General features: G+C 60.6%; 21 protein-coding genes. 12 read left to right on the top strand and 9 right to left on the bottom strand.

Translation table 11 applies throughout. The features are described from left to right. Positions 1–54 precede the first annotated feature (54 nt). Together F3H58_RS21195 and F3H58_RS21190 are read right to left on the bottom strand one after the other, a co-directional pair. Complete coding sequence (locus tag F3H58_RS21195; RefSeq protein ID WP_149743658.1) at positions 55–1,035, bottom strand: bifunctional riboflavin kinase/FAD synthetase; 981 nt, start codon at positions 1,033–1,035, stop codon at positions 55–57. 48 nt (positions 1,036–1,083) lie between these two features. Further along, a complete protein-coding gene (locus F3H58_RS21190; RefSeq protein ID WP_149743657.1) occupies positions 1,084–1,932 on the bottom strand; it encodes a TIGR01459 family HAD-type hydrolase in 849 nt (282 codons plus the stop codon). Positions 1,933–2,300: 368 nt separating this feature from the next. Between F3H58_RS21190 and groES the strand changes: the two genes are divergently transcribed. From groES to F3H58_RS21170, 4 genes are all read left to right on the top strand, one after another. Further along, positions 2,301–2,597 carry a co-chaperone GroES gene (gene groES / locus F3H58_RS21185; RefSeq protein ID WP_004440196.1) on the top strand — a complete coding sequence of 99 codons (297 nt, stop codon included), beginning with the start codon at positions 2,301–2,303 and terminating at the stop codon, positions 2,595–2,597. Between the two features lie 74 nt (positions 2,598–2,671). Continuing rightward, positions 2,672–4,306, top strand: coding sequence for a chaperonin GroEL (gene groL, locus F3H58_RS21180; protein WP_063947704.1), 1,635 nt, complete (start codon positions 2,672–2,674; stop codon positions 4,304–4,306). A 671-nt stretch (positions 4,307–4,977) separates the two neighbouring features. Beyond that, positions 4,978–5,412 (top strand): hypothetical protein, encoded by a 435-nt coding sequence (locus tag F3H58_RS21175; protein WP_149743656.1) that lies wholly within the window; start codon positions 4,978–4,980, stop codon positions 5,410–5,412. 151 nt (positions 5,413–5,563) lie between these two features. After that, entirely contained in the window at positions 5,564–6,010 is a 447-nt protein-coding gene (locus tag F3H58_RS21170; RefSeq protein ID WP_149743655.1) for a DoxX family protein, read from the top strand. A 60-nt stretch (positions 6,011–6,070) separates the two neighbouring features. Here F3H58_RS21170 and hisG read toward each other — a convergent pair whose 3' ends face one another. Genes hisG through hisS form a run of 4 tightly spaced genes read right to left on the bottom strand, consistent with a single transcriptional unit; the run spans position 6,071 to position 9,800 of the window. Then, positions 6,071–6,763, bottom strand: a complete 693-nt coding sequence (gene hisG / locus F3H58_RS21165) for an ATP phosphoribosyltransferase (RefSeq protein WP_065654370.1) — start codon at positions 6,761–6,763, stop codon at positions 6,071–6,073. After that, positions 6,760–7,887, bottom strand: coding sequence for an ATP phosphoribosyltransferase regulatory subunit (locus F3H58_RS21160; protein ID WP_149743654.1), 1,128 nt, complete (start codon positions 7,885–7,887; stop codon positions 6,760–6,762). Before F3H58_RS21160 ends, hisG begins: the two co-directional genes overlap by 4 nt. Positions 7,888–7,903: 16 nt before the next feature. Continuing rightward, positions 7,904–8,272, bottom strand: coding sequence for a VOC family protein (locus tag F3H58_RS21155; protein ID WP_149743653.1), 369 nt, complete (start codon positions 8,270–8,272; stop codon positions 7,904–7,906). A gap of 4 nt (positions 8,273–8,276) precedes the next feature. After that, entirely contained in the window at positions 8,277–9,800 is a 1,524-nt protein-coding gene (gene hisS / locus F3H58_RS21150) for a histidine--tRNA ligase (RefSeq protein WP_149743652.1), read from the bottom strand. Between the two features lie 156 nt (positions 9,801–9,956). On the opposite strand from hisS, the gene relB reads away from it, so the two are divergent. The 5 genes from relB to copM are packed head-to-tail and all read left to right on the top strand — an operon-like array spanning position 9,957 to position 12,086. Beyond that, on the top strand, positions 9,957–10,190 hold the full coding sequence (gene relB, locus F3H58_RS21145; RefSeq protein WP_149743651.1) for a type II toxin-antitoxin system RelB family antitoxin: 234 nt from the start codon (positions 9,957–9,959) through the stop codon (positions 10,188–10,190). Further along, entirely contained in the window at positions 10,174–10,443 is a 270-nt protein-coding gene (locus F3H58_RS21140; RefSeq protein WP_149743650.1) for a type II toxin-antitoxin system RelE family toxin, read from the top strand. The genes relB and F3H58_RS21140 overlap by 17 nt, the downstream gene beginning before the upstream one ends. 6 nt (positions 10,444–10,449) lie before the next feature. Then, positions 10,450–11,214 (top strand): hypothetical protein, encoded by a 765-nt coding sequence (locus F3H58_RS21135; RefSeq protein WP_149743649.1) that lies wholly within the window; start codon positions 10,450–10,452, stop codon positions 11,212–11,214. A 41-nt stretch (positions 11,215–11,255) separates the two neighbouring features. Beyond that, on the top strand, positions 11,256–11,654 hold the full coding sequence (locus F3H58_RS21130; protein WP_286169881.1) for a hypothetical protein: 399 nt from the start codon (positions 11,256–11,258) through the stop codon (positions 11,652–11,654). Between the two features lie 57 nt (positions 11,655–11,711). After that, positions 11,712–12,086: a CopM family metallochaperone gene (gene copM, locus F3H58_RS21125; RefSeq protein WP_149743648.1), complete on the top strand. Its 375-nt coding sequence runs from the start codon at positions 11,712–11,714 to the stop codon at positions 12,084–12,086. Positions 12,087–12,138: 52 nt separating this feature from the next. On the opposite strand, the gene F3H58_RS21120 is transcribed toward copM, so the two are convergent. Beyond that, entirely contained in the window at positions 12,139–13,056 is a 918-nt protein-coding gene (locus F3H58_RS21120) for a LysR substrate-binding domain-containing protein (RefSeq protein WP_149743647.1), read from the bottom strand. An 81-nt stretch (positions 13,057–13,137) separates the two neighbouring features. On the opposite strand from F3H58_RS21120, the gene F3H58_RS21115 reads away from it, so the two are divergent. Continuing rightward, positions 13,138–14,181 carry a YeiH family protein gene (locus F3H58_RS21115; RefSeq protein ID WP_149743646.1) on the top strand — a complete coding sequence of 348 codons (1,044 nt, stop codon included), beginning with the start codon at positions 13,138–13,140 and terminating at the stop codon, positions 14,179–14,181. Between the two features lie 15 nt (positions 14,182–14,196). On the opposite strand, the gene F3H58_RS21110 is transcribed toward F3H58_RS21115, so the two are convergent. After that, positions 14,197–14,640, bottom strand: a complete 444-nt coding sequence (locus F3H58_RS21110; RefSeq protein ID WP_003524901.1) for a hypothetical protein — start codon at positions 14,638–14,640, stop codon at positions 14,197–14,199. Beyond that, positions 14,637–15,266, bottom strand: a complete 630-nt coding sequence (locus F3H58_RS21105; protein ID WP_003524902.1) for a DNA-3-methyladenine glycosylase I — start codon at positions 15,264–15,266, stop codon at positions 14,637–14,639. Before F3H58_RS21105 ends, F3H58_RS21110 begins: the two co-directional genes overlap by 4 nt. Positions 15,267–15,502: 236 nt before the next feature. Here F3H58_RS21105 and F3H58_RS21100 point away from each other — a divergent pair, with 236 nt between their 5' ends. Further along, positions 15,503–16,279 (top strand): L,D-transpeptidase, encoded by a 777-nt coding sequence (locus F3H58_RS21100; protein ID WP_127756312.1) that lies wholly within the window; start codon positions 15,503–15,505, stop codon positions 16,277–16,279. A 263-nt stretch (positions 16,280–16,542) separates the two neighbouring features. After that, a complete protein-coding gene (locus F3H58_RS21095) occupies positions 16,543–17,202 on the top strand; it encodes an outer membrane beta-barrel protein (protein ID WP_065654383.1) in 660 nt (219 codons plus the stop codon). Positions 17,203–17,487 lie beyond the last annotated feature (285 nt).

The following is a 17,487-nucleotide window of genomic DNA, read 5'->3' as shown; positions in this document are numbered from 1 at the left end:
AGAGAAAAGCGACGGCAATATCGACCGGAACAGGGGCTGACCGGCCTTACCCGGTCAGAACGCGATCCTGGCGTCCAGTTCGCTGAGCGGACGCACGCCCGATAACATCGCCCTCGCCTCTTCTTCATCGCGCCTGATCTGGGCGACGAGCGGATCGAGACCGTCGAATTTCAGCTCGTCGCGCAGGTGCCCGAAGAACGAGACCGAACAGACCTCACCATAAAGATCGCCGGAAAAATCGAAGACGAATGTTTCAAGCAGCGCCGCGCCGTTTTCAGTGACGGTCGGGCGGTAACCGAAGCTTGCCACCCCATCGCGGATCGAACCGTCCGGGCGGCGGAACCGCACGGCATAGATGCCCGCCTTCAGTTCCGTTTCCGGCGCCAGCGCCATGTTGGCGGTGGGATAACCCAGCGTGCGGCCGAGCTTCTGGCCGCCGATGACTTCGCTTTCCACCGTGAAGCGATAACCGAGCAGGCCTGCGGCGCCCGCCACATCGCCTTCGCACAGAAGCGAGCGAATCCGGCTGGAGGAGACGACATCCGCGCCCTCGTCGCGGAAGGCATCCACCAGCGTCACGTCGAAGCCATGGCGTTTGCCGGCCTGCATCAGAAATGCCGGGCCGCCTTCGCGGCCCTTGCCGAAATGGAAATCGAAGCCGGTGACGACAGCGCTGGCGTGGAGCCAGTCGACCAGAATGGACTGGACGAACTCCTCCGCCGAGCGCTGCGAAAATTCCCGGTCGAAGGGATATTCGATGACGGAGCGGAAACCGATGGCCTCAAGGATGCGGGCCTTCAGTGGCGCGGGCGTGAGACGAAAGACCGGCGTATCGGGACGGAAGACGGAACGGGGATGCGGCTCGAAGGTCAGCACCAGCGCGGGAACGCCACGGGCGTCCGCCAACTCCAGGGCACGATCCAGCACAGCCCGGTGGCCGCGATGCACGCCGTCGAAATTGCCGATGGCGATGACGCCGCCGCGAAGAGCTTCCGGCAGCGGCTCCTTTTTTTCATTGCGGTGAAAAACGGTCATGGCAATCGATCCATTCCTGCGCCAGCTATTCCTTGAGGCAAGACGTCCTCAGGCGAGACGGGGCATCCACCAGCCGGGAGCAGCACCCTGCCCCTTGAGATAGGCGTTGAGAAGCGCCTCGTCCGTCTGGCCGTTCAGCGTATATTCGGCGGCGTGAATTCCGCCGCTGATATAAAGAAGGTTGAGACCGCTCGCAATCGCGCCCTTCACATCCGTCGGCATGCCGTCGCCGATGGCGAGCACGCGATCCTTGGCGAAGGCGCCGCGCACCTCTTTGGCCGCCGCAAGGCAGGCCTCATAGATCGGCGCATGCGGCTTGCCGGCAATGCGGACCTCGCCGCCGAGTTGTTCGTAGTAAGCGGCCATGGCGCCGGCGCAGGGAATGATGCGCTCGCCGCGCTCCACCACCAGATCGGGATTGGCGCAGATCATCGGCACGTTGCGGGCAATGAAGCCCTTGAGCATTTCGGTATAATCCTCTGGCGTTTCCGTCTCGTCGTCAAAGAAACCGGTGCAGACCACGGACTGCGCTTCCGCCTCGCCGACGCGCTCGACATCGAGACCGTCCAGCAGCAGCAGATCGCGTTCCGGGCCGAGCAGGAAGACTTTTTTCGGGCCTTCCGCGATCAGGCCGCGGGTGACGTCACCGGAGGTGATGATGCGGTCATAGGCCTCATCCGGCACGCCGAGAACGCGAAGCTGTGCGATGACGCCGGGAGCGGGGCGCGGTGAATTGGTAATGAGCACCACCGTCTTACCAGCCTTGCGCGCTTCCCGCAGCGCAACTGCCGCATCCGGAAAAGCGCTGACGCCATTGTGCAGCACGCCCCATACATCCGAAAGAATAACGTCGAACCCAGCCGTAATTTCGCCGAGAGTGAGAATGCGATGGGCCATGAGATGCTTTCCGGATGCGAGAAGAGGGTGAGCGTCACATCGCAAAGCGGGACGCCGATGGCAAGGAAAAAAGCGCCGTCAGACCGGTCTTTGGCCCGCATGACGCAGCATGAACACAAATTCCCCTTAGACGCGATGCGGCCAGAACGCACGAAAAGAATGCCGTCGTGGCGCCCGTCCGCGTATGGGAAATTTCTGTCATGGAACGCTGATAACCATAAGCCATGAAATTTTTCAGACAGGGCGTTCTTGACTCCGGCAGAAGCCCTCCTTATCTCGGTTCCGCTGGCACTCGACAAAGGAGAGTGCTAACACCCATCAGGCGAGTTCCAAAAGCTCGCGCAGTCATTTGATCGAGGGATTAGACAATGACAAGCACCAATTTCCGCCCGCTTCACGATCGCGTCGTCGTTCGTCGCGTTGAGTCCGAAGAAAAGACCAAGGGCGGCATCATCATTCCCGATACCGCCAAGGAAAAGCCGCAGGAAGGCGAAATCGTCGCCGTCGGTTCCGGCGCACGTGACGAGGCCGGCAAGGTCGTCGCTCTCGACGTCAAGGTTGGCGATCGCGTTCTGTTCGGCAAGTGGTCGGGCACCGAAGTCAAGCTCAACGGCGAAGACCTTCTGATCATGAAGGAAGCCGACATCATGGGCATCATCGGCTGATTTCAGTCGACCCATCGTTTCCTTAAATTTCAAGCCGGACCCGGTCCGGCCATTCGAAACCAGGAGTTTTGAAAATGGCAGCCAAAGAAGTAAAATTCGGCCGCACAGCACGCGAAAAGATGCTCAAGGGCGTCGACGTTCTTGCTGATGCAGTGAAGGTAACCCTCGGCCCGAAGGGTCGTAACGTCGTCATCGACAAGTCCTTCGGCGCTCCGCGCATCACCAAGGACGGCGTTTCCGTCGCCAAGGAAATCGAACTGGAAGACAAGTTCGAGAACATGGGCGCACAGCTCGTTCGCGAAGTTGCCTCCAAGACCAACGACATCGCCGGTGACGGCACCACCACCGCGACCGTTCTGGCCCAGGCCATCGTTCGCGAAGGTTCCAAGGCAGTTGCTGCCGGCATGAACCCGATGGACCTGAAGCGCGGTATCGATCTGGCCGTTGCTGAAGTCGTCAAGGATCTTCAGGCCAAGGCCAAGAAGATCAACACGTCTGAAGAAGTTGCGCAGGTCGGCACGATCTCTGCAAACGGCGAGCGTCAGATCGGCCTCGACATTGCTGAAGCAATGCAGAAGGTTGGCAACGAAGGCGTCATCACCGTTGAAGAAGCCAAGACCGCTGAAACCGAACTCGAAGTCGTCGAAGGCATGCAGTTCGACCGCGGCTACCTGTCGCCCTACTTCGTGACCAACCCGGAAAAGATGGTTGCGGACCTCGAAGACGCCTACATCCTCCTGCACGAAAAGAAGCTCTCGAACCTTCAGGCCATGCTGCCGGTTCTCGAAGCCGTCGTTCAGACCGGCAAGCCGCTCGTCATCATCGCTGAAGACGTCGAAGGCGAAGCTCTTGCAACGCTCGTCGTCAACAAGCTGCGTGGCGGCCTCAAGATCGCTGCCGTCAAGGCTCCTGGTTTCGGCGACCGCCGCAAGGCCATGCTGGAAGACATCGCCATCCTGACCGGTGGTACCGTCATTTCCGAAGACCTCGGCATCAAGCTCGAAAACGTTACCCTCGACATGCTCGGCAAGTCGAAGAAGGTTTCGATCTCCAAGGAAAACACCACGATCGTTGACGGCGCCGGCCAGAAGTCCGACATCGAAGGTCGTGTTGCCCAGATCAAGGCCCAGATCGAAGAAACCACCTCCGACTACGACCGCGAAAAGCTGCAGGAACGTCTTGCCAAGCTCGCTGGCGGCGTTGCCGTTATCCGCGTCGGCGGTTCGACGGAAGTCGAAGTGAAGGAAAAGAAGGACCGCATCGACGACGCTCTCAACGCGACGCGCGCTGCCGTTCAGGAAGGCATCGTACCGGGCGGCGGCGTTGCCCTGCTGCGTTCGTCCACGAAGATCACCGCAAAGGGTGAAAACGACGACCAGGAAGCCGGTATCAACATCATCCGCCGCGCCCTGCAGGCTCTGGTTCGCCAGATTGCAGACAACGCAGGTGACGAAGCTTCCATCGTTGTCGGCAAGATCCTCGAGAAGAACGAAGACAACTACGGCTACAACGCCCAGACCGGCGAATATGGCGACCTGATCCAGCTCGGCATCGTCGACCCGGTCAAGGTTGTTCGTACGGCTCTGCAGAACGCAGCTTCGGTTGCTTCGCTGCTGATCACGACCGAAGCCATGATCGCCGAGCTTCCGAAGAAGGACGCTCCGATGCCGGCAATGCCGGGCGGCGGCATGGGCGGCATGGACTTCTAATCAGTCCTGTCACCGGATTAAGAAAGGGCGGTCTCCAGATCGCCCTTTTTCTTTGCCGCCCATGCCCTTTAAGTGGGTCCGGCGTCGCAAGCGCACCCGACGGGCGGCATGGACTTCTAATCGGTCCTGTCACCGGAATTAAGAAAGGGCGGTCTTCGGACCGCCCTTTTTCTTTGTCGTACCTGTGCGATTGACGGAAGGTGGCGCACCGTATCGACGCTCTAGCAAGAGATGCCTCATGAAATCAACAGGTTGCACAACTCTGAAGGCCGAAAGCGGAAGGGTTCGTGTATTGTCCCGTTTTGGAACAGGCGTGATTTTATCCGGCTATTTTTGCAACCCCATGCAATAATGGGGCACATTCAGGAGCGAATCAGCACCCCATACGGGGCCGATTTCCACACGGACCGGCCTATAAGTGCGCTATTTAGTTGTGCTTTGTCGCATGTCTCGCGATTTTGAAGAAGAAATACATAATATTTTTGATTTTCTCACTGGCTGGTTGTTGTAGGTAGGGGAAAATAAACTATAAGTCACCCCCCGTAAGGGTTCCGCGACGGGGCGGCCAGCATTGAAAGGGGTTTCGATGCCTGGCAAATACGTTCGACTGCGGGTGGCGGTAAAGTTCAACCTGGCAGTGGCGCTTGAAGAGGCGGCGCTGGCACGTGTTCATGCGGGGGCGCGATTTGTTTGAAATATCAAGACGCAACGATGCTCTGCCTGAGGCGGTAACAGCCACGCCCGATCCCCGGACCCTGTCGCATTTCTTCATGTCGGAGGAGTGGAGCAGCGATCTTTCGAGTGGTGTGATCCGGCTCGGCGAACACGCGTCATTCATGCACGGCCTGCCGCCGGGCGAGTGCGGATTGCTGAGCCTTGTCCGCTGTTACGACCGCGCTGACCATGCGCGCGTGCTGGAACTTTTCGAGCAGGTTTCCACCGCACCTTCACGTTTCTGTTTTTCAACCGGCCTCTCCATCTTGCCGGCGATGCGGCAGCCGGTCATCTGCATGGGTGAATCTTCTGGCTTCGAAGACGGGCAGCAAGGACGCATATCAGGGCTTTTCCTGTTTCCGCGCTTTGAGGATATCCGCTTCGCCGCCTGAACATAGCGGGACAGACGCCCAGCGCCGTTCACAAAATGAAGACGATTTGTCTTCTATTGTTCATCTTTATGGGCGGATGATTTTCGGTCATTGATATCTCCAGACATTGCAGTTCAACCGGCGACACGCCGACTATTTACCGGAGATATCCATGTCCAGCAGCCAGAACGTTCTCGTTCTCCTCGCCCGTATTCTGCTTTCTTTCATCTTCATCACCTCGGGCTTCAGCAAGCTCGTCGATCCGGCCGGCACGGCCGGCATGATCACGGGCGCCGGCCTGCCCGCTGCAACCGCGCTTGCCTATATTGCAGGCCTGTTCGAACTCGTTGCCGGTCTTGCCATTCTCGCGGGTTTCCAGACCAAAATCGCTGCCTGGGCGCTTGCCGTCTTCTGCGTCTTCACCGGTCTGGTGTTCCACAGCGGCACCGTTGCCGTACCCGGCTGGCCTGAGCCGGCTCTTGGCTGGATCAACACGCTGAACGGCATCATGATGGTGAAGAATATCACACTTGCCGGCGCTTACATCCTGCTTGCCGCCTTCGGCCCCGGCGCCTACTCCGTCGACGCCAAGCGCGGCGCGGCTGTGGCCCACGCATAAGCCAAATGGATCGACCAACAAAAAAGCCGCCGGATCGCTCCGGCGGCTTTTTTTACGTCGTCAGACCGCAGCCCTGATGCGCGAGGCGATCTCCTGAACCGCCGCATCGCCGTCATGTTCCGGCTTGCGGGCGCGCACGAAGCAGGCTTCCGAACGGACGATGATGCCATCGGAGAGGATTTTCAGATGGTTGGCCTTCAGCGTCGATCCAGTCGAGGTGATATCGACAATGATATCCGCCTGCCCTGCGGCCGGTGCACCTTCGGTCGCGCCAAGGCTTTCAACGATGCGATAAAGCTGAATGCCGTGCTGGCGCGAAAAGAACTGCTGCGTCAGCCGCCAATATTTGGTGGCGATGGCGAGCCTGCGGCCATGACGGGCGCGGAATTCCGAAGCGACATCGCCGAGATCGGCCATGCTGTCCACATCCAGCCAGATTTCCGGCACCGCGACCACGACATCCGCATGGCCGAAACCGAGGCGGGCGCAGAACTCCACCTGCGCATCGGCATTGGTCAGCCCTTCGCGCACAAGATCCTCTCCCGTCACGCCGAAATCCACCGTACCGGCGCCGATTTCGCGGGCGATCTCGGAGGCTGAGAGATAGGCGATCTCGATATCGTCGCGCCCTTCGATGCGGCCGCGATAGGAGCGGTCATTGCCGACAGCCGCGACTTTCAGCCCGGCGCGTTCCAGAACGGCGGAGGCGTCTTCCTTCATCCGGCCCTTGGAGGGTAATGCGATGGTGATCATGGCTTGTCGCTCCCACGCACCGTTTCGATGCGATCCAGCCAGAGCGAGAAGCCCACGGCCGGGATTTTTTCCTGTGCGCCGAGCAGGGTCAGCAGCCGGTCGAAACGGCCGCCACCGGCCAGCACGCTGTCTCCGCCCGCTTCCACCACCTCGAAAACGAGGCCTGTATAATAATCAAGCGGACGGCCGAAGGCCGCGCCATAGGTGACGGTTTCGAGATCGACGCCGGCATTGGCAAGCGCTGCGACGCGTTTATCGAAAGCGGAAAGCGCGCCGTCCAGTTTCAGCTTCGCCTTTGCGGCAAAATCCGCCAGAACCTGCGAGGCCTGCGGTAGAGGCGCCTTCAGGGCCAGGAACTGCTTGAGCAGCGCGAAGCTTTCATCCGGCAGGCGCGTGGCGGCAAGCGCCAGTTTTTCCCGCAGGCGGCGGGCGATTTCCTGCGGCGCGCGGCTGGCATTGGTGGAATAGCCGGTTTCCTGCATCACCGTATCGAGATAATCGACCAGCACCGCCTCGTCGCCCGTCGCCAGAAGGCCGGCGACCCTTGCATCCAGCCCGGTCATCGGCTTGGGATGCACAAGACTTTCCAGCAACGCGTCAAGCTGCGCCATGTCGCCGAATGCCTGCACCAGCCGCTTCTGCCAGCCGAGCGGCAGGCCAAGCGCTGCGACGACGGCCTCGAACACTTGCTGGTCACCCAGCGTGACCGCAAGCGGGCGGCCGGGCAGCAGGCGCTTCAGGATCGCTGTAGCGTCGATGACGGCACGGGCATCGGCGGCGGCGATATCGGTATCGCCGAGATCCTCGATACCAGCCTGGTAAAATTCGCTCGCGCCCTCCCGCCGCTGGCGGAAGACTTCACCGAGATAGGAGTAACGTTTCGGCGTGCCGGTCGCCGTCTCGATATGGCGCAGACAGACGGGAATGGTGAATTCGGGGCGCAGGCAGAGGCTTGTCCCCGTCTCGCTTTCCGTCATGAAGATACGGCGGCGCAGATCTTCGCCGGCCATATCCAGAAAGGGTTCGGCGGGCTGGATGACGGGCGTGTTCACGCGGCTCGTGCGGCGCGCGGCGAATTCTTCCAGTAGCTCTCCGGCAAATTCCGGCATGTCGATCAGGGGCATGGAACGGTACTTTTCGTCACGGTTCGAGCGGCTGCATCATTTCGATGCGGTTTCCGAAGGGATCATGGACATAAAACCGGTGATAACCTTCAAGCGGCTCATCCTCAACCACATGGCAGCCTGCTGTTTCAAGTGTTTTTCGCAAGCTTGCCAGATCATCGACCAGAAAGGCCGGATGGGCTTTGCGCGCCGGCCGGAAATCCTGCTCGACGCCAAGATGCAGTTTTATCGCGCCGCAGGCAAACCAGCAGCCGCCCCGCGCGACCAGATTGGCGGGTTTGGCCTGCTCCGTAAAACCGAGCAGGCCGCCGTAAAAGGCGCGTGCTTCCTCTTCCCGGCCCGCCGGCATCGCCAGTTGAACATGGTCGAGCGCGAGGATCGCCATGGCCTTAACGCCCTTCGGCGGCGCGGCGAACGTCCTCTGCCTGATGCTCCAGAATCTCGCGGACCTTCGCCACCAGCTCGGCTTCCGGCACGCTGACCTGAGCCACACGCGCCTCGCGCCAGCTGGCATTGTCCTCGATCTCGCCGGACAGGCGCTTGCCTTCGATCAGATCCTTGATCTGCACCACACCTTCGGCGCGCTCGTCACCGCCCTGGATGATGGCGATGGGCGAGCCGAGACGGTCGGCATATTTCAACTGGTTGCCGAATTTCTTCCAGTTGCCCTGATACATTTCAGCGCGGATGCCCTCGGCGCGCAGCGCCTGCGTGAAACGCTGATAACGGCCCATGCTCTCCACATCGCCATCCATGACGGTGATGAGAACGGGTGCAAGCGGCTTCACCTGGCCGAGCTTGCCGAGGTTCTTGAGCGCCGTCATCAGGCGAGAAACGCCGATGGAGAAGCCCGTGGCCGGAACCGGCTGACCCATGAAGCGCGAAACGAGGCCGTCATAACGCCCGCCGCCGCCGACGGAGCCGAACACGACCTTTTCACCCTTTTCATTGGTGACGTCGAATGTCAGCTCGGCCTCATAGACGGGGCCGGTATAATATTCGAGGCCGCGAACGACCGACGGGTCGATCTTGATGCGCGTCGCATCGTAACCGGCACTGGTGACCAGAGCGCCGATGATGTTCAGTTCCTCAACGCCTTCCTCGCCTTTCGAGGTGCCCGCAACCAGTTTCGCGAGATCATCGGCGCTTGCCGCATAATCCTTGATGCTGACGAAAAACAGCACCTTTTCGATCTGCTCCTCGCCAAGACCAGCGCCCTTGGTGAAGTCACCGGATTCATCCTTGCGGCCGGGGCCGAGCAGCAGCTTCACCCCTTCAGGACCGAACTTGTCGAGCTTGTCGATGGCGCGCAGCACATTGAGACGTCGACCGGCATTGTCCTCCCCGCCGAGACCGATGGCTTCCATGACGCCATCGAGCACCTTGCGGTTGTTGACGCGAATGACATAGTCGCCGCGCTGAATTCCGAGCGCTTCCAGCGTATCGGCCATCATCATGCACATTTCGGCATCGGCCTGCACACCCGCAGCACCGACCGTATCGGCATCGAACTGCATGAACTGCCGGAAGCGGCCGGGGCCGGGCTTTTCATTGCGGAAGACATAACCGGCGCGATAGGTGCGGTAGGGCAGCTGGATTTCGTTGAAGTTTTCCGCGACATGGCGGGCGAGCGGCGCGGTGAGATCGTAGCGCAGGCTCATCCATTGCTCGTCATCATCCTGCAGCGAGAACACACCCTCATTGGGGCGATCGCTGTCGGGCAGGAACTTGCCGAGCGCATCGGTATATTCGAACAGCGGGGTCTCAACCGGATCGAAGCCGTAAAGCTCGTAGACCTTGCGGATCTTCTCGATCATCTCGTTGGTGGCGTGAATATCGGCAACCGAGCGATCCACGAAGCCGCGCGGCAGGCGGGCTTTCAGTTTCTGAGGCTTTTTTGCTTTTTCGCTCATGGGGCCGATCCGATATTTTCCTGAAATTATGCGGGTGTATTAGAGGATGAAGCCCGGTGCGGCAAGCCGCAAAGCCTCCGCTTTTGCTGGCTCGCTGGGCCGGACGGTGCTATATGGGATACGTGTATCCCATTTATACCCGGAAGGACGCGACCCATGAGCAAACAGACGGCCATTCGCCTGCCGGACGAGACCTATCAACGGCTGAAGGCGCTTTCCGAGCGCACCGGCCGCACATCGGCTTTTTATATCCGCGAGGCGATCGAGAAACATATCGAGGATATGGAGGATCTCTATCTTGCCGAGGAGGCGACGCGGCAGCGTATCGCCAATAAAGAACGCACCTATGCTCTGGAAGAAGTGATGCGTGATCTTGACCTGGAGAATTGAATTCCAGCGGGCTGCCGTCAAACAACTGGGCAAGCTGGCGAAGAGCGATGCCAATCGCATCATTTCCTTTCTGGCGGACCGGATCGCCAAGGATGACAATCCCCGCAAAACCGGCGCCGCCCTGCAGGGCTCCGAGCTTGGAAATTTCTGGCGCTACCGGGTGGGCGATTACCGCATCATCTGCGATATACAGGACCACAAGCTGGTCGTTCTGGTGGTCGAAATCGGCCATCGCCGCGATATTTACCGATAGGCATTCATGATCCTCGAAGCCCTGCAATATGCCGCCACACGCGCGGTCACGCCGAAAGAATTCCGGCCGCATATCCACTATTCCGTCAATCTTTGGGCGCGCGCCAACCGCTGCGCCGGGGCATGGGCGGAGCATGAGGACAACAGCCGGCAATTCGTGCTGCAATCGGCCAGAAAGCTGAAGCAGCGGCGAACGGCGGTGGTGCTGGGGTCCGGCCTTTTGCGCGACGTGCCCCATGATGCGCTGGTGGCGATGTTCGATACCGTCGTGCTGGTCGATCTGGTGCATCTCGCCAGCGTGCAGGCGAAGCTGCGCCTCAATGCCAAAAAGAACGTCCGCATCGCCAATCGCGACCTGTCCGGCTTCGGCGATGTTCTCGCCGGCCGGCCGGCGGAACCGCTCGATTTCCTGCGGCGGGTGCCCTATCTCGATCTCGTGGTCTCGGCCAATCTGCTGTCACAGATCGGCACCGGCGCACGCCACCGGCTGGAGCGGGAAAAGATCGCAGATGCCCCGGACGATCTTTTGCCGAAGCTCATTCACATCCATCTGGAAGCACTGGCTGGCCTGCCCTGCAAGGCCTGCCTCGTAACGGATACATCTTTCGACGTCATCGGCAAGGATGGCAAGCTGCAGCAGCACGAAGACCTGCTGCATGGCGTCAAGCCTCCTGCGCCCGCCGCCGCATGGGAATGGCCGCTCGCCCCGTTTGGCGAGGAAAGCAGGGATTATCGTATCGTACACCACGTCATTGCGCGCGAACTGACCTGATCGTCATGCTTATTCCATAATTCCAGCGGTAAATTCACGCCATGTTCCAGGTGGTCCGCACATTGATGTTCCTTGCCTGCCTGCTATATGGCGCGATGCCGGCGCAGATGGCGATGAGCATGCCAACGGCCACGGGCATGGCGGCCTCCTCGCAGCCGCCGATGAAGCATGAAGGCGCCCATTCGCATCCAGCCGCTGATCGGGACGAAGGGTCGCAAGCACATGCGGAGAATGGGGCTCACAAGGCCGGCACGGGCGGTTGCTGCCCGCATGGTGGCGATGCCGCACATTCCGGTTCCTGCGCCGCCTGCCTGATCGTGGTTCCGCGAACCATCTTCGCCGATAGCGGCCGAATGGCTTTCGCCTATCCGAAGCCGCAGCGCGGCATCGTCTTTGACGGCAAGGCTTTCGCGCCGCCGCTGCCGCCTCCCCGCGCCTGACCCCAGATTTTTCAGACCCATCATCGAAAAATCCGTCAGACACAGGAAGGATAATCCATGTCTATCAAGACCATAACACTGGCCGCCGCCTTCGCAACCGTCTTCGCCATGCCGCTTTTCGCACAGGAAGCGGGTGGCCATGCCCGACACGACATGTCCAAGAGCGCCGCAGACGAAACCGCATCCACCAAGGCCTTCATGGAAGCCAGCAAGAAGATGCATGGCGATATGGCCATCGATTATAGCGGCGATGCCGATGTCGATTTCGTGCGCGGCATGATCCCGCACCATCAGGGCGCGATCGATATGGCCAAGGTCCAGCTAAAATACGGCAAGGACCCGGAAATCCGCAAGCTGGCTGAAGAGGTCATCAAGGCGCAGGAAGGCGAGATCTCCATGATGAAGGCCTGGCTGAAGTCCAAGGGCAAGTGACGACCGCTATTGTCAAACGGGGAGTGCCGGCTGGCGCTCCCTCCCTACAAGGTTACAACCCCGCGAGACCGGCCTTGTAGTCCTCCGAGGCCGCACGGCTGAGACGCTCCAGCTCCATGGCCGCCCGGCTGGTATGGCGTTCCTTGTGGCGCAGCAAAGCGAAGTTGCGGGCAGGCAAATCGATGCCGGCTCGGACCAGCAGCCCCTGCCGCAAAAACAGCGAGGCGACGGAGGCGGAAACCGCCGTGGCCGCGCCGCCGGAGCGTGCCGCCATCACCACTGCCTCGTTGGACGGCAGTTCGAGCATGACGGAAAGCTCGCCGGGATCCACCCCCATCTGCCGCACCGCCGCCTCGAAGGCGGAGCGGGTACCGGAGCCCTGCTCGCGCAGAACCCACGAGGTGCCGTAGAGCATATCGAGCGCGGTGAGATAACGGCCATCCGCGAAGGGATGGGCCGAACCGGTGACCACCAGCAGCTTGTCGGACACCACCGGCTGCACCATCAAAGCCGGCTCATCGATCCTGCCTTCGATGAAACCGACCTCCGCCAGACCGTCCAGCACCGCCTGTGTCACCGTCTTGGTATTGCCGATATCGAGCCGCACGGCCACGCCCGGATAAAGCTTCTTGAACTGCATCAGGATCGGCGGCAGCCAGTAGCTTGCAATGGTCTGGCTGGCGCAGACGGTGATTTCGCCGCGCGTCAGCCCACCCATTTCAGAGAGAATCAATTCGGCATTGCGCACACGCGCCAGCGTCGCCTTCGCTTCGCCCAGAAACGCCCGGCCGCTTTCGGTCAACTCGATGTTGCGGCCGACGCGATGGAACAGCTCGACATTATAAAAGGCTTCGAGATTCTTGATGGCGGAGCTGACGGCGGAGGCGGTCAAACCGATGGCTTCGGCGGCCCTTGTGAGGTGCTCGCGTTCGGCAACGGCGATGAAGATGCGGAGCTGTTCGAAGGTCATGGCTTTTCATTCGATTTTATCGAATAATATATGCCATATTATTTGATAGAATAAAACAGGCGGCTACGGCATTGTCTGGCCATGGCACAACATCGCACCCTCGCTCATCCCTTTCAGTTTTCGCTTCGCTGGCTCACCCCGCTTCTGCCGGGCATCCTCATCTGCGCGGCGGTCAGCTGCGCCGCCATTCTGGCGGAGCGCTTTCAGGTGCGGCTTGCAGGCCATGCATGGCTCGGCGATCTGGTGCTCGCCATTCTGATCGGCACGCTGCTGCGTTCGCTGGTGTCGCTGCCCGCGGTCGCCTCGGCCGGCATCAAATTCAGCGCCAAGACCCTGCTCGAAATCGCGGTGGCGCTTCTCGGCGCATCCTTGAGCCTTTCCATCCTCAAAGGTGCCGGCGGTTTGCTGATCGGCGGCATTGCGCTGATCGTCGCGCTGTCGCTGGTCGTCAGCTATGCCGCCGGGCGGATGCTTGGCCTGCCGCCCAAGCTTGCGACGCTGATCGCCTGTGGCAATTCCATCTGCGGCAATTCCGCGATTGCCGCCGCAGCACCCGCCATCGGCGCCAAGCCGGAAGATGTCGCCGCCTCGATTGCCTTCACCGCGGTTCTTGGCGTCGCCGCCGTGCTGCTGATGCCGTTCTTGCCGCAGCTTCTGGGTCTCGACGCCACCCAATATGGCATTTTCGCCGGTCTGACGGTCTATGCCGTGCCGCAGGTTCTGGCCGCAACCGCCCCGCTCGGCGCAATCGCCGTGCAGACCGGCACCATCGTCAAGCTCATCCGCGTGCTGATGCTGGGGCCGGTCATCGCCGCCCTCTCCGTCATCCATGGCCAGTCCGGCACGGAACGCCTGAGATTGCAGCAGATGGTTCCGTGGTTCATCATCGCCTTCGTGCTGATGATTATGGCCCGGTCCTTCGGCCTCATTCCCGAGGCTCTGATCGGTCCTGTCGCCTCGCTCTCCAACATCCTCACCATCATGTCGATGGCGGCGCTAGGCCTTTCGGTCGATATTCGCAGCCTTCGCCATGCAGGCGGCAAGGTCATCGTCGCCGCCAGCCTGTCGCTCGTGCTGCTTGGTGTCTTGAGTTTTGGCCTGATCGTGCTGACCCAGGCGGCCTAAGCAAAAGGCGCGCTGTTATTTCCCGGTGCTGACCGTCAGCGTGTAATGCGCGCCGAGACCGCGGCGCGGCGATCCCAGGATGAGCGTCGGGCGGATCAGCCACTCCGTATCCGCCTTCGGCGTCAGGGTTGCGACCTTGCCTTCGGAATCGCTGAAGAAGATCGCGTCCTCATCCGGCGTCGAAAAATCGAAGACCGCCATCAGCACGAATTCGCTGGAGGCGGCAAGCTCGATCTTCACCGTCTGCCCGGCCTTCACCTTCAGGCGATAGACATCGCCGCGCCCGCGCCGCGTCCAGCCGTCAAGCTTCAGCGGCCCGGCCGGCGGCAGCGCCACCTGCTTCAGCCTTTCGCCGTCATCGAGCCAGATACCGTCGACATTGCGGCCTTCCGCGAAGGAGGCATGCGGCACGGCGGCCACGGCCATGGTGAGAGCCAGAAGAAGGGAGGTTACCTTCATGGACGTACAAACTCCCGCCGCATGGCCTCTATCGGCTGGCGGCAATGACAGCCTTCGATATGGTCGTTGACCATACCCATGGCCTGCATGAATGCATAGACGGTCGTCGGGCCGACGAAACTCCAGCCCCGCTTCTTCAGGTCCTTCGAAAGGCGAATGGAGGCGTCGCTGGTGGGGTTGGCCCTTAACGTCGCATAGTCCAGCCTTTGCGGCCTTTCTGCGGCGGCCGGTTCGAAACCCCAGAAATAACGGGCGAGCGAACCGAATTCATCGCGCAACTCCATGGCGCGGCGGGCATTGTTGATGGTCGAGACGATCTTGCCGCGATGGCGGATGATGCCCTTGTCGGCAAGGCATCGCTCGATATCGGCCTCACCGAATTCCGCCACTTTTTCAAATTCGAAATTGGCGAAGGCGAGACGGAACGCCTCGCGCTTGCGCAGAACCGTCAGCCAGGAGAGGCCGGACTGGAAACCTTCCAGGCAGATCTTCTCGAAAAGGCGGCGATCGTCGGTGACGGGATAACCCCATTCCTCGTCGTGGTAACGGCTGTAATCCGCAAGCCCCTGCTGCCAGAAACACCGCACAAGGCCATCCGCGCCCGTTTCAAGTCCCGCTTCATTCATTCCGCAACCACCCTTTTCCGCTCCCGCCCGTGACCGGTTCGGACCGCGCACTTACCACTCATTCACCACGTTTCAAAACCGGGTGCTAACCCTAAATCCAGCTTTCCCTAATCAAGCGCTTTTTAATGAACAGCCATTTACGATTCGCTGGCGTCGAGGTGCGAACGTGTCCGGCAAAGCGGGCGAACAGTTCCGCAAATCCATAGTTGCGACATCCCGCAGAGAGAGTCCACCCGATGACGATGAAGTCCGTTTTTCTGGCGCTGAGCCTCGTTTCCACCTTTGCCGCCCCGGCCGCCATGGCCAATGAGCGTTATCGGGAGCGCCCGCCCGTCGTCGTCAGCCCGGATCTTTCCGCGCCCTGGGTCACTCAGCTCGGCGGTCGCGGCAATGTGCGCCCCGTGGTTTATCCGCGCGCGCCTGCCGCACGCCAGCCGTTCTTCCAGCAGCGCCAGGCCGCCATGCCGCAGCGACCCAGCTCCGGCGTCACATCGCAGCGCCCGGCACGGGTGCAGAATGCCGCCGTCCGCCCCAATGCGCCGGTGCGCACCCAGATCGCGCCGCAGTTCCTGCCGCAGATCGTCACCTACCCGACCAATGAAAAACCCGGCACCATCGTCATCGATACGCCGAACCGTTTCCTCTATCTCGTTCTCGCCGATGGCAAGGCCCGGCGGTACGGCGTCGGCGTCGGCAAGCCCGGTTTCGAATGGGCCGGCACCCACAAGGTAACCCGCAAGGCGGAATGGCCGAGCTGGACCCCGCCGAAGGAAATGATCAGCCGCGAGGCGAGAAAGGGACACTATCTGCCGGCCTTCATGGAAGGCGGCCCGGCGAACCCGATGGGCGCGCGCGCCATGTATCTCGGCTCGACGCTTTATCGCATCCACGGCACCAACCAGCCGTGGACGATCGGCAGCAACAATTCCTCCGGCTGCATCCGCATGCGCAACGAGGATGTCACCGATCTTTACGAGCGCGTCAACGTCGGAACCAAGGTCATTGTGATATGACAGCAACGGTTCAGCCTTTCCGGCCGCCTCAGGGCCGGTGTGGCGGCGTATCCGCTTGAATTGCCGCCTTGCGGCGGTACAATCCGGCTTACTTCATTGGAATAAAACTTGGCGGGGGACGCCAGGAGCCGGACCTCTCTCAGGGGGATGATGGAACGGCCTTAAAACGGGTGGTCAATCGGCCGCCCGTTTTTCGTTTCTGTCATTCAAATGTTATCAAAAAACGGTTTGGTGAATTACTGATATCAATCTGGATTCACTCCATGCCGCGCCATTGTTTATTTGTTTGCGCCCTGCTGTTCAGCGGCGCTTCCTTTTCTGCCGCAATCGCGGGCGAATTTGAAATTTCCGGTTATGGCGGCTGGCAAAGCGCGCCGCACAGCGATGTGAAGGTCTCCGACGGGCCGGATTTCCGGGCCGGATGGGAAGGCAAGTCGTTTTCCAACCCGCCTTACTGGGGCGTGCGCGGCACCTATTGGTTCGATGAGGGCCAGCTGCGGAATTTCGGCATCTCGCTCGATTTTACCCATGACAAGGTCTATGCCGACGACCAGACGCTCGCCCGCTCAGGCTGGTCGCATTTCGAATTCACCGATGGCCTGAACCTGCTGACGCTGAACGCGCTCTACCGTTTTCCGCTGGAATCGCTGCCCATCACCCCTTACGTTGGCGCCGGCGTCGGCATCAACGTACCGCATGTGGAAGTGTACCGTCCCTCGGGCAAGACCTTCGAATACCAGTTCGGCGGCGCAACCCTGCAGGCGCAGGCAGGCCTCAGCTACCGCATCACCGACAACTGGTCGACCTTCGTGGAATATAAGGGCACCTATTCCTTCGTCGACGTCGATATCGACAATGGCGGCTCGTTGAAGACCGATATCATCACCAATGCGGTGAATTTCGGCGTGGCGTATAAGTTCTAGAAGATATGGCCCAGAGCGTGCCGCGTGGACGACGCTCTCTTTCTTCGTCATTTCGGCCGTAACGTTAAATAGGAACGCTAACCGAGCCAATCGCACTGACGTCATCCTCGGGCTTGTCCCGAGGATCTGCCAACGTCTTGATTTTATTCGACGTGATTAGATCCTCGGGACAAGCCCGAGGATGACGCAGAGAGGTCTTATGCCCGTCACCACCGACTTTCCGACGGCGGACGCGTGCATGAAAATCTGAACCGGACGATAGTGATCATGGCCGCCTTGACGGAG

Origin of the sequence: Rhizobium sp. NFACC06-2, assembly GCF_900101425.1 — a bacterium.
GTDB lineage: Bacteria > Pseudomonadota > Alphaproteobacteria > Rhizobiales > Rhizobiaceae > Agrobacterium > Agrobacterium leguminum.
The sequence above is the reverse complement of the archived record's forward strand: the minus strand, read 5'-3'. Positions and strand labels throughout refer to the sequence as shown.

What these genes read in the sequence shown, in the direction of transcription:
- F3H58_RS21195 (WP_149743658.1), bottom strand. Translation starts at nt 1,035, where the DNA reads ATGACCGTTTTTCACCGCAATGAAAAAAAGGAGCCGCTGCCGGAAGCT.
- F3H58_RS21190 (WP_149743657.1), bottom strand. Translation starts at nt 1,932, where the DNA reads ATGGCCCATCGCATTCTCACTCTCGGCGAAATTACGGCTGGGTTCGAC.
- groES (WP_004440196.1), top strand. Translation starts at nt 2,301, where the DNA reads ATGACAAGCACCAATTTCCGCCCGCTTCACGATCGCGTCGTCGTTCGT.
- groL (WP_063947704.1), top strand. Translation starts at nt 2,672, where the DNA reads ATGGCAGCCAAAGAAGTAAAATTCGGCCGCACAGCACGCGAAAAGATG.
- F3H58_RS21175 (WP_149743656.1), top strand. Translation starts at nt 4,978, where the DNA reads ATGCGGGGGCGCGATTTGTTTGAAATATCAAGACGCAACGATGCTCTG.
- F3H58_RS21170 (WP_149743655.1), top strand. Translation starts at nt 5,564, where the DNA reads ATGTCCAGCAGCCAGAACGTTCTCGTTCTCCTCGCCCGTATTCTGCTT.
- hisG (WP_065654370.1), bottom strand. Translation starts at nt 6,763, where the DNA reads ATGATCACCATCGCATTACCCTCCAAGGGCCGGATGAAGGAAGACGCC.
- F3H58_RS21160 (WP_149743654.1), bottom strand. Translation starts at nt 7,887, where the DNA reads ATGCCCCTGATCGACATGCCGGAATTTGCCGGAGAGCTACTGGAAGAA.
- F3H58_RS21155 (WP_149743653.1), bottom strand. Translation starts at nt 8,272, where the DNA reads ATGGCGATCCTCGCGCTCGACCATGTTCAACTGGCGATGCCGGCGGGC.
- hisS (WP_149743652.1), bottom strand. Translation starts at nt 9,800, where the DNA reads ATGAGCGAAAAAGCAAAAAAGCCTCAGAAACTGAAAGCCCGCCTGCCG.
- relB (WP_149743651.1), top strand. Translation starts at nt 9,957, where the DNA reads ATGAGCAAACAGACGGCCATTCGCCTGCCGGACGAGACCTATCAACGG.
- F3H58_RS21135 (WP_149743649.1), top strand. Translation starts at nt 10,450, where the DNA reads ATGATCCTCGAAGCCCTGCAATATGCCGCCACACGCGCGGTCACGCCG.
- F3H58_RS21130 (WP_286169881.1), top strand. Translation starts at nt 11,256, where the DNA reads ATGTTCCAGGTGGTCCGCACATTGATGTTCCTTGCCTGCCTGCTATAT.
- copM (WP_149743648.1), top strand. Translation starts at nt 11,712, where the DNA reads ATGTCTATCAAGACCATAACACTGGCCGCCGCCTTCGCAACCGTCTTC.
- F3H58_RS21120 (WP_149743647.1), bottom strand. Translation starts at nt 13,056, where the DNA reads ATGACCTTCGAACAGCTCCGCATCTTCATCGCCGTTGCCGAACGCGAG.
- F3H58_RS21115 (WP_149743646.1), top strand. Translation starts at nt 13,138, where the DNA reads ATGGCACAACATCGCACCCTCGCTCATCCCTTTCAGTTTTCGCTTCGC.
- F3H58_RS21110 (WP_003524901.1), bottom strand. Translation starts at nt 14,640, where the DNA reads ATGAAGGTAACCTCCCTTCTTCTGGCTCTCACCATGGCCGTGGCCGCC.
- F3H58_RS21105 (WP_003524902.1), bottom strand. Translation starts at nt 15,266, where the DNA reads ATGAATGAAGCGGGACTTGAAACGGGCGCGGATGGCCTTGTGCGGTGT.
- F3H58_RS21100 (WP_127756312.1), top strand. Translation starts at nt 15,503, where the DNA reads ATGACGATGAAGTCCGTTTTTCTGGCGCTGAGCCTCGTTTCCACCTTT.
- F3H58_RS21095 (WP_065654383.1), top strand. Translation starts at nt 16,543, where the DNA reads ATGCCGCGCCATTGTTTATTTGTTTGCGCCCTGCTGTTCAGCGGCGCT.